The organism is Gramella sp. Hel_I_59 (assembly GCF_006714895.1).
GTDB lineage: Bacteria > Bacteroidota > Bacteroidia > Flavobacteriales > Flavobacteriaceae > Christiangramia.
On record NZ_VFME01000001.1, the window covers coordinates 1,618,672 to 1,632,884 of the forward strand.

9 protein-coding genes, 2 tRNA genes and 3 rRNA genes are annotated in these 14,213 nt (G+C 40.8%); 8 read left to right on the forward strand and 6 right to left on the reverse strand.

Annotation, left to right across the window (positions count from 1 at the left end; all coding sequences use genetic code 11):
* Positions 1-16: 16 nt before the first annotated feature.
* The 6 genes from JM79_RS07330 to rrf all read left to right on the forward strand — a co-directional run bounded on the left by JM79_RS07330 (position 17) and on the right by rrf (position 6,781).
* Complete coding sequence (locus JM79_RS07330) at positions 17-778, forward strand: DUF4294 domain-containing protein (RefSeq protein WP_141877526.1); 762 nt, start codon at positions 17-19, stop codon at positions 776-778.
* 771 nt (positions 779-1,549) lie between these two features.
* Positions 1,550-3,079: ribosomal RNA gene (locus tag JM79_RS07335) — 16S ribosomal RNA — on the forward strand.
* A 98-nt stretch (positions 3,080-3,177) separates the two neighbouring features.
* Positions 3,178-3,251, forward strand: a tRNA-Ile gene (locus JM79_RS07340).
* A 122-nt stretch (positions 3,252-3,373) separates the two neighbouring features.
* A tRNA-Ala gene (locus JM79_RS07345) sits at positions 3,374-3,447 on the forward strand.
* A gap of 233 nt (positions 3,448-3,680) precedes the next feature.
* A 23S ribosomal RNA gene (locus JM79_RS07350) occupies positions 3,681-6,514 on the forward strand.
* A 157-nt stretch (positions 6,515-6,671) separates the two neighbouring features.
* Positions 6,672-6,781: ribosomal RNA gene (gene rrf / locus JM79_RS07355) — 5S ribosomal RNA — on the forward strand.
* The 16S, 23S and 5S rRNA genes sit together here with 2 tRNA genes alongside, the layout of an rRNA operon.
* Positions 6,782-7,555: 774 nt before the next feature.
* Here rrf and JM79_RS07360 read toward each other — a convergent pair.
* Positions 7,556-7,939 (reverse strand): DUF779 domain-containing protein, encoded by a 384-nt coding sequence (locus JM79_RS07360; RefSeq protein ID WP_141877527.1) that lies wholly within the window; start codon positions 7,937-7,939, stop codon positions 7,556-7,558.
* Between the two features lie 5 nt (positions 7,940-7,944).
* Entirely contained in the window at positions 7,945-9,468 is a 1,524-nt protein-coding gene (locus JM79_RS07365) for an aldehyde dehydrogenase family protein (protein WP_141877528.1), read from the reverse strand.
* Between the two features lie 242 nt (positions 9,469-9,710).
* Between JM79_RS07365 and JM79_RS07370 the strand changes: the two genes are divergently transcribed.
* A complete protein-coding gene (locus JM79_RS07370; RefSeq protein ID WP_260443395.1) occupies positions 9,711-10,586 on the forward strand; it encodes an AraC family transcriptional regulator in 876 nt (291 codons plus the stop codon).
* Positions 10,587-10,588: 2 nt separating this feature from the next.
* On the opposite strand, the gene JM79_RS07375 is transcribed toward JM79_RS07370, so the two are convergent.
* Both JM79_RS07375 and JM79_RS07380 read right to left on the reverse strand, forming a co-directional pair.
* Positions 10,589-11,017 (reverse strand): DUF4268 domain-containing protein, encoded by a 429-nt coding sequence (locus tag JM79_RS07375; protein ID WP_141877530.1) that lies wholly within the window; start codon positions 11,015-11,017, stop codon positions 10,589-10,591.
* 1 nt (position 11,018) lies between these two features.
* Positions 11,019-11,702 carry a ZIP family metal transporter gene (locus JM79_RS07380; protein WP_141877531.1) on the reverse strand — a complete coding sequence of 228 codons (684 nt, stop codon included), beginning with the start codon at positions 11,700-11,702 and terminating at the stop codon, positions 11,019-11,021.
* A gap of 107 nt (positions 11,703-11,809) precedes the next feature.
* Between JM79_RS07380 and JM79_RS07385 the strand changes: the two genes are divergently transcribed.
* Positions 11,810-12,967, forward strand: coding sequence for a class I SAM-dependent RNA methyltransferase (locus JM79_RS07385; RefSeq protein WP_141877532.1), 1,158 nt, complete (start codon positions 11,810-11,812; stop codon positions 12,965-12,967).
* On the opposite strand, the gene JM79_RS07390 is transcribed toward JM79_RS07385, so the two are convergent.
* Both JM79_RS07390 and JM79_RS07395 read right to left on the reverse strand, forming a co-directional pair.
* Positions 12,964-13,668 carry a DUF6048 family protein gene (locus JM79_RS07390; RefSeq protein WP_141877533.1) on the reverse strand — a complete coding sequence of 235 codons (705 nt, stop codon included), beginning with the start codon at positions 13,666-13,668 and terminating at the stop codon, positions 12,964-12,966. The two genes, JM79_RS07385 and JM79_RS07390, sit on opposite strands and share 4 nt — an antisense overlap.
* Positions 13,649-14,212 (reverse strand): DUF6452 family protein, encoded by a 564-nt coding sequence (locus tag JM79_RS07395; RefSeq protein ID WP_141877534.1) that lies wholly within the window; start codon positions 14,210-14,212, stop codon positions 13,649-13,651. The genes JM79_RS07390 and JM79_RS07395 overlap by 20 nt, the downstream gene beginning before the upstream one ends.
* Between the last annotated feature and the right edge of the window lies 1 nt (position 14,213).

A 14,213-nucleotide genomic window follows, 5' to 3' on the forward strand; every position in this document is an offset into this window, starting at 1 on the left:
ATTGACTAATTTTGGAATGGTTTTAGCAAAAAGAATTGATGATCCAAAATTGATATTTATAGTGATTCGCATATTTTCCATCTTACTTTTACTTACTTCAGCTACAGTGGTAGCTCAATCTGATACTTTATCAAGGCCTATGGATTCTACGGAAGTAGATACGTCCATGACCACACAGTATATGATCATTGCAGGAGATTCTATTCCCAGAGAACTTATTGACCTTGAAGAAGTGGTGCTATTACGACGATTGAAGTTTGATAGTAATGCAGATAGAAAGCGTTACCTTATATTAAGGAGAAAAACCAGAAAAGTGTATCCTTATGCTAAAATGGCTTCGGAAAGATTGCTTACGCTCAATTCCAGGTTGGATGATATAAAGTCAAGACGTGCCCGTAAGAAGTATACCAAGATCGTTCAGGATTATATTGAAGATGAATTTTCTGCTGAATTAAAGAAATTAACCAGAACTGAAGGTCAGATTCTAGTAAAGCTTATTCACCGTCAAACTGGAACAACAGCTTTTGAACTCGTAAAAGACCTGAAGAGTGGGTGGAGAGCATTCTGGTATAATACAACTGCCAGTATGTTTGATATCTCTTTAAAGGAGGAATATGACCCAAAAAATAACCAGGAAGATTTCCTGATAGAAGATATATTACAAAGATCATTCAGAGATAATATTTTGGAAAGACAATCCTCTGCATTGGATTTTGAATACCTGGATCTTAGTGACAAGTGGAATAAAAAGCAGAATTTAAGAAACGCTTCAAATTAATTTTATAGACCAGTATTTGATCTTCAACCACTTATAATAAATCTTATATTTATTTTATATTTTTCTTGAGAAAGTCATTGTGTAATTAAAATTGGGGTGTATATTTGCAGCCGCTTTGGGAGCAAGGCGTATGTTCGTTGAGAGTAGTGATGGTGGGTAATGTGAAAGGATCTGGCTTTAGAAAATTAAATTAAAATTTATCAAATTTTAGTTTGGTAGAAAGGAAAAAGTTAGTGTATATTTGCAGCCGCTTTGAGAGCAAGGCGAGCGTTCACTGAAAGGTATGTAAAGGGTAGGCTATTGCTGGTCTAAGGCTTGAAAATAAAAATTAAATTTCTTTAAATTTTATTTGGCTGGAGAGCAAAACTAGTTTTATATTTGCACCCGCTTTGAAAACGAAGCGACGTTCATAGGAAGGTTGGCAGAGTTTAAAGGTAGGAAAGCTTTAGAGAAAGAAACTAAAAATTTTATTAAAAAAGTTTTGGTTGATAAAGAAAAAGCGTTGTATATTTGCACCCGCTTTGAGAGCAAGCAAACGTTCAAAAATTACAGATTGAAAATTACTGAAAACCACCGGATGGGGTGAGAGAATAAGGTTCGATTCCTTAGGTTTTAACAAGACAGATTGGGAGACCAATTAAAGTTCATTGATATATTGAATTGACAAAGGGTTTTATCTTTTATTAGATAGAATCAAGTGTATAAGAATTAAGACTAGAAAAGTCATACTGAGCAATTTCTTTAGTAGTTGTTGAATATATTTAAGATTTAACGATGAAGAGTTTGATCCTGGCTCAGGATGAACGCTAGCGGCAGGCCTAACACATGCAAGTCGAACGGTAACAGGGATTAGCTTGCTAATCCGCTGACGAGTGGCGCACGGGTGCGTAACGCGTATACAATCTGCCTTTAAGCGGGGAATAGCCCATGGAAACGTGGATTAATACCCCATAGTCTATAAACTTCACCTGGAGATTATAGTAAACATTTATGGCTTAAAGATGAGTATGCGTCCTATTAGTTAGTTGGTAAGGTAACGGCTTACCAAGACGGCGATAGGTAGGGGTCCTGAGAGGGAGATCCCCCACACTGGTACTGAGACACGGACCAGACTCCTACGGGAGGCAGCAGTGAGGAATATTGGACAATGGAGGCAACTCTGATCCAGCCATGCCGCGTGCAGGAAGACGGCCCTATGGGTTGTAAACTGCTTTTATACGGGAAGAACCACATCTACGTGTAGATGCTTGACGGTACCGTATGAATAAGGACCGGCTAACTCCGTGCCAGCAGCCGCGGTAATACGGAGGGTCCAAGCGTTATCCGGAATCATTGGGTTTAAAGGGTCCGTAGGCGGGATAATAAGTCAGTGGTGAAAGTCTGCAGCTCAACTGTAGAATTGCCATTGATACTGTTGTTCTTGAATTATTATGAAGTGGTTGGAATGAGTAGTGTAGCGGTGAAATGCATAGATATTACTCAGAACACCTATTGCGAAGGCAGATCACTAATAATATATTGACGCTGAGGGACGAAAGCGTAGGTAGCGAACAGGATTAGATACCCTGGTAGTCTACGCCGTAAACGATGGTTACTAGCTGTTCGGCTCGATTGAGAGCTGAGTGGTTAAGCGAAAGTGATAAGTAACCCACCTGGGGAGTACGTTCGCAAGAATGAAACTCAAAGGAATTGACGGGGGCCCGCACAAGCGGTGGAGCATGTGGTTTAATTCGATGATACGCGAGGAACCTTACCAGGGCTTAAATGCAGTTGGACAGGTCTGGAAACAGACCCTTCTTCGGACTAATTGCAAGGTGCTGCATGGTTGTCGTCAGCTCGTGCCGTGAGGTGTCAGGTTAAGTCCTATAACGAGCGCAACCCCTGTGGTTAGTTGCCAGCGAGTCATGTCGGGAACTCTAGCCAGACTGCCAGTGCAAACTGTGAGGAAGGTGGGGATGACGTCAAATCATCACGGCCCTTACGTCCTGGGCCACACACGTGCTACAATGGTAGGGACAGAGGGCAGCTACCCCGCGAGGGGATGCGAATCTTCAAACCCTATCACAGTTCGGATCGCAGTCTGCAACTCGACTGCGTGAAGCTGGAATCGCTAGTAATCGCATATCAGCCATGATGCGGTGAATACGTTCCCGGGCCTTGTACACACCGCCCGTCAAGCCATGGAAGCCGGGGGTACCTGAAGTCCGTCACCGTAAGGAGCGGCCTAGGGTAAAACTGGTAACTGGGGCTAAGTCGTAACAAGGTAGCCGTACCGGAAGGTGCGGCTGGAACACCTCCTTTCTAGAGCTTTGCATGTTTACATGCAAGCGACAATTAGTAAAGGGAAGTTCAGAGACCAATTTGGTCTTGATTCTTATGTCAATTCGATTATTATGGACAGTCTCATAGCTCAGCTGGTTAGAGCGCTACACTGATAATGTAGAGGTCGGCAGTTCGAGTCTGCCTGAGACTACTTGAGAGAGTAAGCCATCAGGTTTATAAGTTCATTTGAAACATTGAAAGGAAATTTTAGACGTTGAGTAGCCGTTATAAGTACTGTTAACTAATAACTGGTTAGCTGGATACTAAAATAATGGGGGATTAGCTCAGCTGGCTAGAGCGCCTGCCTTGCACGCAGGAGGTCATCGGTTCGACTCCGATATTCTCCACAATTCCTAGAGATAGAGAGGGTTATAGTTTTTACAAACAACCAGGAAACATATGTTTTTAGTTTGTAAGATCATCGAGACTCTATCGTTATTACGGGAAAAAAGTTCATTGACATATTGAAGAAACAAAGAATACGAGAACACTATTAGATAGAAATATTTAATATAAGTAATACATTATAATACTTCTGTTCTAGCGCAAGTTAGAATAGATTAGAGCATTAAGCAAAGCGCATACAAGCTAGATAAGGGCGTATGGGGAATGCCTAGGCTCTCAGAGGCGAAGAAGGACGTGATAAGCTGCGAAAAGTCGTGGGGATTGGCACATACAAATTGATCCGCGAATATCCGAATGGGGCAACCCACTATATTGAAGATATAGTATCCGCAAGGAGGCGAACCCGGAGAACTGAAACATCTAAGTACCCGGAGGAAGAGAAAACAATAGTGATTGCGCTAGTAGCGGCGAGCGAACGCGCAGAAGCCCAAACCAATGAGTTTACGGACTTATTGGGGTTGTAGGACTGCAACATTGTTTGTACAATGAATTAGAACAAGTTGGAAAGCTTGGCCAAAGACGGTGATAGCCCGGTATAGGAAAGTTGATATAAAGCATAGCAGTATCCTGAGTAGTGCGGGGCACGTGAAACCCTGTATGAATCCGGCGGGACCATCCGCCAAGGCTAAATACTCCTGAGAGACCGATAGTGAACCAGTACCGTGAGGGAAAGGTGAAAAGAACCCTGAATAAGGGAGTGAAATAGATCCTGAAACCATACGCTTACAAGCGGTCGGAGCCCTTTAGTGGGGTGACGGCGTGCCTTTTGCATAATGAGCCTACGAGTTACCGTTGCCAGCAAGGTTAAGCAGTTCAGCTGTGGAGCCGTAGCGAAAGCGAGTCTGAATAGGGCGCTTTAGTTGGTAGTGGTAGACGCGAAACCGTGTGATCTACCCTTGGGCAGGTTGAAGCTGTGGTAACACATAGTGGAGGACCGAACCCGTTGACGTTGAAAAGTCTTGGGATGACCTGAGGGTAGGGGTGAAAGGCCAATCAAACTCGGAAATAGCTCGTACTCCCCGAAATGCATTTAGGTGCAGCGATATAGATAGTTTTATAGAGGTAGAGCTACTGATTGGATGCGGGGGCTTCACCGCCTACCAATTCCTGACAAACTCCGAATGCTATAAAATGATTCATATCAGTGAGGGCATGGGTGCTAAGGTCCATGTCCGAGAGGGAAAGAACCCAGACCATCAGCTAAGGTCCCAAAATATATGTTAAGTTGAAGAAACGCGGTTGAACTGCCCAGACAGCTAGGATGTTGGCTTGGAAGCAGCCATTCATTTAAAGAGTGCGTAACAGCTCACTAGTCGAGCGGTTCGGCATGGATAATAATCGGGCATAAACATATTACCGAAGCTATGGACTATAGTTTACTATAGTGGTAGGGGAGCATTGTAACAGAGATGAAGGTGAGTCGCGAGGCTTGCTGGATCGGTTACAAAAGAAAATGTAGGCATAAGTAACGATAATGCGGGCGAGAAACCCGCACACCGAAAGACTAAGGTTTCCTCAGCTATGCTAATCAGCTGAGGGTTAGTCGGGACCTAAGGCGAACCCGAAAGGGGTAGTCGATGGACAAGCAGTTAATATTCTGCTACTTGCCCCACGTTAAAGCGGACGGAGGCGTAAATTTGGTGCGTACTGACGGAATAGTACGTTGAAGGGAGTGGTAACACCCCGATAGTACACAAAAGCTACGGCCAGCGTGATAATCCAGAGGAGCGACTTCCAAGAAAAGCGAGTGGAGGCAACCCGTACCCTAAACCGACACAGGTAGTTGGGATGAGAATTCTAAGGTGCTCGAGAGATTCATGGCTAAGGAACTAGGCAAAATTGGCCCGTAACTTCGGGAGAAGGGTCGCCCCCCTTATGGGGGGGCCGCAGTGAAAAGATCCAGGCGACTGTTTATCAAAAACACAGGGCTCTGCTAAATCGAAAGATGACGTATAGGGCCTGACACCTGCCCGGTGCTGGAAGGTTAAGGGGAGATGTTAGCTTCGGCGAAGCATTGAACTGAAGCCCCAGTAAACGGCGGCCGTAACTATAACGGTCCTAAGGTAGCGAAATTCCTTGTCGGGTAAGTTCCGACCTGCACGAATGGTGCAACGATCTGGATACTGTCTCAGCCATGAGCTCGGTGAAATTGTAGTATCGGTGAAGATGCCGATTACCCGCTGTGGGACGAAAAGACCCCGTGCACCTTTACTATAGCTTAGTATTGACTTTGAACAAGTGATGTGTAGGATAGGTAGGAGACTTTGAAGCTGCATCGCCAGGTGTGGTGGAGTCGTTGTTGAAATACTACCCTTTACTTGTTTAGAGCCTAACTTCCAATGGAAGGACAGTGCTTGGTGGGTAGTTTGACTGGGGTGGTCGCCTCCAAAAGAGTAACGGAGGCTTCTAAAGGTTCCCTCAGCACGCTTGGTAACCGTGCGTAGAGTGCAATGGCAAAAGGGAGCTTGACTGAGAGACATACAGGTCGATCAGGTACGAAAGTAGAGCATAGTGATCCGGTGACACCGCATGGAAGGGTCATCGCTCAAAGGATAAAAGGTACGCCGGGGATAACAGGCTGATCTCCCCCAAGAGCTCACATCGACGGGGGGGTTTGGCACCTCGATGTCGGCTCGTCACATCCTGGGGCTGGAGAAGGTCCCAAGGGTTGGGCTGTTCGCCCATTAAAGTGGCACGCGAGCTGGGTTCAGAACGTCGTGAGACAGTTCGGTCTCTATCTACAGTGGGCGTTAGAAATTTGAGTGGACCTGATCCTAGTACGAGAGGACCGGATTGGACGAACCTCTGGTGTATCTGTTGTTCCGCCAGGAGCACTGCAGAGTAGCTACGTTCGGAAGGGATAAGCGCTGAAAGCATATAAGCGCGAAACCCACCACAAGATGAGATTTCTTTAAAGGACCGTGGGAGACTACCACGTTGATAGGCTATAGGTGTAAAGGCAGTAATGTCATAGCCGAGTAGTACTAATAATCCGTAAAGCTTGATGCGCGATGGCTCTGAGGCCGCAAAACCTCAGAGCCGCCAAATGCTTATTTTATAAGTGTAGTACAGGTACTTGTAACTTTTTTGTTTCTTTAATTATGTCAACGATATTAGTTCTGAGAAATCAGAACAGTTTTAAGCTCGAAGCTTATAACTTACCTTTTAAGGTGGCTATAGCAACGGGGCTCACCTCTTCCCATCCCGAACAGAGTAGTTAAGCCCGTTAGCGCAGATGGTACTGCTGTATTGTGGGAGAGTATGTCGTCGCCTTCTTCTTTAAAACCCTTCATCATAAAGATGAAGGGTTTTTTTATGCAATAAAGTCAAGGAGTGAATAGCACTTAAAACTTTCTCTTCATATGAGCTTGCAATTATATTCAGGAAAATATTAGCTAAAAGATCAATTTTTTTGATCTTACAGTTTAGTATATAGTTGGTAGCTTTTCCAAATAAATATTTCATTTAGTATAATATTATTTTGAACCTACAATTAAATCCCTACGAGTTAATTTTTTAAGCTCACATTTTGATACAATTCCTTTGAGCTTAATAATACTAAATTATTAACAAGATAGAATCCTTATAGTGTCGGAACTAGGTTGGAAATAATCTGGGATCTGTTGACTAAAGTCTATAGGAGTTCACTTTCAGTATCCTCATACTTATTAGATCTTAGCAAATTTGAGCTCGTTTATATCTAAGAATATCATCTATTTCCATGTTTTAGACTATACTCCAAAGACAATGATAATTTGCTTATAATGCTTTACATATCAATCATAATATCACAATATGAGACATTTTTCAGCTCAAACCTTAATTATTACTTGTCTTATTACTGAATGACTGACTATTATTCTTATAATATTCCGGAGCGCAGATGCGAGATTTATTACTCTTCAATTAACTATTAGTATTACGTTCACTAGGTTTACTTCTGTATTACATTTCTCATCTGTTAATCAATAAACCTTCAGGTTAGAGACCATACCAAAAAAAACCACCACCAAAATAAGGTGGTGGTTTACTTATATATCGGACTAGTCCCTAGGCAATAAAATCTTCTCCGAATTTGATCTCACGTAGATTTGAAACTTCATCTTCTCTGAACAATCTGGATTTAATTATAAATCTCAAGCCTAAAGGAATTTCTAGTGAAAAACTGGAGCCTCTGCCTTTCGTGACATCAACAGTAAGATGCGTATGTTTCCAATATTCAAATTGATCTTTGCCCATAAAGAATTCACATCCATGTACGGTACCTAACCAGACATCATTTTCATTAAGAAGCAGATCTCCTTTTTCCAGACACATAGGAGAGGAACCATCGCAACATCCTCCGCTTTGGTGAAACATCAAGTCTCCGTATCGCTCTTTCAATTTATCGATGACACTAATAGCTTCTTCTGTTATATCTACCCGATTTATCATATGACTTAGAAAAATCCCATTGCTTTTTTATCATAGGAGATTAGCATATTTTTAGTTTGCCTGTAATGATTAAGCATCATCTTATGGTTTTCTCTGCCAATACCAGATTTCTTATAGCCTCCAAAAGGAGCGTGAGCAGGATAATTATGATAGTTATTAACCCAGACGCGACCAGCTTGAATCGCTCTTGAAATTTGATAGGCCTGGTGCATATCTCTTGTCCACACACCTGCTCCTAAACCATATAAAGTATCATTAGAAATTTCTATAGCTTCAGCTTCATCTTTAAAGGTCGTAACGCAAAGTACAGGTCCAAAAATCTCCTCCTGAAAAACCCTCATCTTGTTGTTTCCTTTAAGTATGGTAGGCTGCACGTAATATCCACCATCCAGTCCTTCATTGTAAGCTGCATCTCCACCTGTTAGTACTTCACAACCTTCTTCTTTCCCAATTTTGATGTAGTTTAAAATTTTTTCATACTGGTCGTTGGAGGCCTGTGCACCCATCATGGTTTCTGGATCTAACGGGTGGCCTAATTTAATTGCCTTAGTACGTTCAATTACCCGTTCAATAAATTGGTCATAAATACTTTCCTGAACCAGCAATCTTGATGGGCATGTACAAACTTCACCCTGATTTAAAGCAAACATAACAGCTCCTTCTATACATTTATCGAAAAAATCATCGTCTGCTTCCATGATGCTTTCAAAAAATACATTTGGTGATTTTCCTCCTAACTCCAAGGTTACCGGAGTTATATTCTTAGAGGCATATTGCATGATAAGTTGGCCGGTTGTTGTTTCGCCAGTGAATGCAACTTTATCGATCCTCGGACTTGAAGCCAGTGGTTTTCCTGCTTCTGCACCGAATCCATTCACAATATTCAGCACACCTGCTGGTAGTATATCCTGAATCAATTCCATCCAGACCATAATTCCAACTGGCGTTTGTTCCGCAGGTTTTAATACTACACAATTACCAGCAGCTAATGCAGGTGCTAGTTTCCATGCAGCCATTAGAATAGGGAAATTCCATGGGATTATCTGTCCAACTACACCAAGGGGTTCTGTAACATTCACACAAACTGTATTAGAATCCAGTTCAGCAACCGAACCTTCTTCTGCACGAATAACTCCAGCGAAATATCTAAAATGATCTACTGCCAGAGGAAGATCTGCTGCCAGGGTCTCCCGAACTGCCTTTCCATTATCCCAGGTTTCTGCTCTGGCCAGATCTTCGAGGTTGTTTTCCATTACATCTGCTATTTTCAACAATAGGTTACTTCTATAAGCTGCTGCAGATTTATTCCATTCTTTTGCGGCGTCCCAGGCTGCATCTATCGCTTTATTAACGTCGTCTTCTGTGGATCTCGCTACCTTTGTAAAACTATTCCCGTCTACTGGAGAAATACTTTCAAAGTACTCACCTTTTACCGGAGCGGTCCATTTTCCTCCAATGAAGTTATCGTAAGTGTCTTTAAATTCTGGTTTTTGGATTCCTTTCTTTTCCGTGGTTTGTGTTGTGCTCATGATCTGAATTTTAAGGTTATAATAAACTGGCAAACGATGATAATATGTCGCTTCTCAAAGTTATATAGTAGTTATATTATATCCCTGAACTATTCTATCGATATGCTGAACTATTCTGTAATAAACTGATATATCAATAAAAAACACTCCGTAAAATTGTATATTTAATACATCCACTTAGAAAATATTGTCAATAGTTTATTTGTATGGAATTGTCTAACAAGTTTTTTCGTAATCGAAAGTTGCAAAGCCTAGTAGAAAACCAAACCTCTTATACTCTCAATAATGCCGCGTTACATATTTTCGAGACTCATGCTCAAGCTGAAAAGGTAATTCTTGAGTTCGGTCAACCGGTTCTTGCCAGTATGCTAAAAGGTAAAAAGATTATGCATTTAAAAGATAAGCAAGCTTTTGACTTTCTGCCTGGGGAGTCTCTTATCCTCCCGTCACGGGAAGTTATGTGCATAGATTTCCCTGAGGCAAGGTCGAATAAACCTACGCAATGTCTTGCCATGGCTATTTCCGAAGAAAAAATTAAAAGTGTGCTATGCAGAATGAATGAGCAAATGCCTAAGGTTGATAATCTTGAATGGAGTCTTCTGGATTATAATTTCCATTTTACCAACGATCTTGGGATCTACCAGATTTTACAAAGATTGATGTTCTTGTTTACCGAAGAGCATCCTTCCAAAGATCTTTTCGTTGATAATATGCTGGAAGAACTAATTATCCGAATTCTTCAAACAAACTCAAAGAAGATCTATACTGAGAAAAGTCTTGGTTTAGCGACCAGCAACCGGCTAGCGTATGTTGTAACATTTATAAGGTCTAATTTAAGTTCTAATATTTCTATAAGTGATTTGAGCAGGAAGGCTTGTATGAGTGAATCCAATTTCTATCGTGTGTTTAAGAATGAATTAGGAGTTTCACCTATTGATTTTATAAATAACGAGAGAATTAAACTTGCAGTAAGCCTTTTACAAGACAAAAAGAGAAGTATCAAGGAAATATATCGGGAATGTGGTTTTGAGAGCCGCTCGTATTTTAACCGGGTCTTTAAATCAAGAAAAAACATGGCTCCTGGAGATTATCAATCCAGATTACAATTTGACGCTTAGAATTAACTCTTAATATAATCACTGAAATCTTCAAAGAACTCTTCCAGCTTCAACATGTTTTTCCCAAGAAATTCTTTGACGGCAGGCCAGTCCTTCTGACGATGAATATTCACACCTTCCTTCATTACAAATATTCTTGAGATTGTTTTACCTTCAGGTAATTCGTAATCCTTCTCATAATGGATTTCGGGAAGATAAGATTCTTTTAGCACCGTTTTTAAGGATTCCAGTTTTTCGAAATAGTAACTTCTTATAAATTCATCCTGGTCCACGATATCTAGCGACACCATTGCAAATTTTCGAGTAAAGGAAAATTTTAATTGAACCTCCTTCATTTTGGTATTATACAACAGCCATTTATGCGGAAATTCTTTACCGAAACTGGTCCAGAATTCCTGTCTGATCTTTTTTGATTCTTCGTGGGAAAACATTTCAGATAAAATAAGCGAGTAAAACCCCTAATATTATAACTCCCAGTTTAGAAGCATTAAAGGAATGATTTTTTGAGGATTCAAATAGGATCGTAGTAGATACATGAAGAAAAATACCAATAACTACTCCGTTGATCTCATCAGCATATCGGGCAATTTCAGGAATATTGTTTTTAAGCCAGTTTCCAAGGGGCGTCATGGCAGCGAATAAAGCCAGGAATAAAAAAACTTTTGGTTTGCTGAGTTTACTCTGTACCAGGAATACTGATAGAATTGCTGCAACGGGTATTTTGTGGATTACAACACCATGTAGAAGATGATTATCATGATCCATAGGAAAACCTTCAAGCAGAGAATGTATGCTCAAGCTGATAAGGAGTGTAATTGGAAATGCTGCAGAATCTTTATTATGGTGCATGTGACCATGTTCGGCGCCTTTAGACAAAAATTCCAGCACGATCTGCAATAGAAGTCCCAGCATGATGAATACACCAATATCCTCATTTGAAGAACCATAAACTTCTGGAAGTAATTCCAGTACAGTTACTGCCAGAAGATACGCTCCACTAAATGCCAGTAATAATTTAAAACCTGAAGAACTTCCTGGTTTTAAAAATACTGAAATGATATAACCAGCGATGACAGCCAGGATGGGTAACAAGTAAATATATAAGCTTTCCGGCAACTTGAAATTCAATTAGGACAGGAACTGCGGTTTAGACTGAAGTATCCTGTAAATATTATCGTATGGGACAAAATTACTTTATTTTTGTGGTTCTTTAAAGCAGTACTATGGATAACTACAGAATGATCGCCAAGACTTTGTTTGGCTTCGAATCGATATTGGCAAAAGAACTTTTGGATCTTGGTGCAATGGATATCAAGGAGGGTAATCGAATGGTGAGTTTTGTTGGCGATAAAGGCTTTATGTACAAAGCCAATTTATGTCTTCGTACCGCTATTAAAGTTTTGAAGCCATACGAGAGCTTCACCGCAAATTCTGAACAGGAACTTTACGATAATATTAAAAAGCTACCATGGGAGAAATTTTTAGATGTTGAAGGTAGTCTTGCTATAGACTCTGCTGTTCATTCTGAAATATTCACCCATTCGCAGTATGTAGCATTAAAATCCAAGGACGCAATCGTAGACAGATTCAGGGAGAAATTTGGTAAAAGACCAGATGTAGATCTCGATTTTCCAGATCTAAGAATTAACATTCATATCGAGAATAACTTCTGTAATGTATCTTTTGACAGTTCAGGTGATAGTCTTCACAAACGCGGTTATAGAACTGCAACAAATATTGCGCCTATTAACGAAGTGCTGGCCGCGGGAATGTTGCTAATGTCTGGATGGGATGGACAATGTGATTTTCTGGATCCAATGTGCGGTAGTGGAACAATCCCAATCGAGGCTGCTATGATCGCGTGTAATATTCCGCCAAACCTAAACCGAAAGGAATTTGCATTCGAAAAATGGAATGACTGGGATGAAGATCTTTATGAAAAGATTGAAGCTTCAGCAATGAAGAAGGTGCGTGATTTCCATTTCAAGATTAGAGGTTATGATAAAGCTCCTTCCGCAGTAATGAAAGCTAAGGATAACGTAACAAACGCCAATCTGGGCGATTTTATTGAAATTGAACAGAAGAGCTTTTTCGAAAGTGTAAAGCAAAATGAGGGTTATCTTCATATGCTTTTTAATCCACCGTACGGTGAGCGACTTGAGATCGATATTGAAGATTTCTACGGAAAAATAGGGGACACCTTAAAACAAGGATATCCTGGTACCCATGCCTGGTTTATTGCTACTAATTTTGATGCGATAAAAAGTGTTGGGCTAAGAGCTTCCAGAAAGATAAAACTCTATAACGGACCGCTTGAAGGACGTCTTCTGAAATATGTACTTTACGAAGGTTCGAAGAAGAAGAGTAAGCAGGAGGATTAATTCCTGGCTTTTTTGTAGAATGGGATCATGTAACTAATAGAATAGCCAAAACCAGCTCCAAACTCGCTGGCATCATAAGTTCTTCCAAAACCGGGAATCGCAAGATTGTCCAGATTATTTGGTTCACTCTGACTAATTCTTCTCTTGAGCTGTACGTTTGCAGATAAGTATAGATTATTAATGATCTCTACCTTTATACCTACCATAACTTCAGCCCAGCTTGCCGTAAGTCCGGTAGATTCAATTTCTTCAGTATTGGTATTTACACCATAATAATCTGTCGAAGTATAAATGGTATATTCTTCAAGTGTTTGTGAAAAAGTGGCGAAACCATAACGAACACCCACAAAAATGACATTTTGCATATCCAGCCAATTCTCATAGGCATTGTAGTCTCCACCCAGCTTTATATAACTACCATTGGATAGAGTTTGAATATTATCCCCTTCGAAAGTTATTTTTTCATTCCCGAGTTCTGCAGAAACATAAAAATTGTCGTAGAAACGATAGTCTCCAACTAATTCAATTCCGCTATAATTATCATCAAAGACACTTCTTATGGGTTTACTAATATCGACTCCAACCCGAATCCCGTACTTCTCATTATAATTTACGGTATCCTTTGTGCTGGATTGTTCCTGAGCGCTTGAAAGGAGTGAGGTGCAAAATATTAGAATGAAACTAGAAAAATATCGAAACATGGGCATTATTTTGATCGTCAATATTAGTTTCCAGAATCTGTATGTTTTGTATCCAGGATTCTTCACCACCTTCTAAATTCACCTTCAGCCCAACGTAATTAGCTTTGTAAGCGCAGGCGCGATTTAAATATTCCTCCTGGACGGTATAGGAAAAACGTAGAATATCTGTGTTTTGCGCATTTTCCCCGTCTTCCTCTTCATCAGGATCTTCTCCTTCTTCCAGAGCTTCCGCAGTATTTAGTATAAACTCAAGGTTCGTTTCACCAGAATCTGTTCGCAATGGGATCGCAATACTATCCTGTGAATATCTAAAATACGTTAGGGTGCTGCTATTACTTCTAATACTCACAAAAGTGGTATCGTCTCCAACTTCTCGAATACTTAAATTCTGAGGTGCTTTGGCTAATTGCTGATCTTCAATATCATAAAATCGAAGGATCAGAAATGGAGTGATATCTGCCGATTCCGGGCAAATATCATCTCTCTGGCATCCTGACATAAAAACCAAAGTGAGTAAACCAAAAAGTAAAAACCTGGTGTTCATT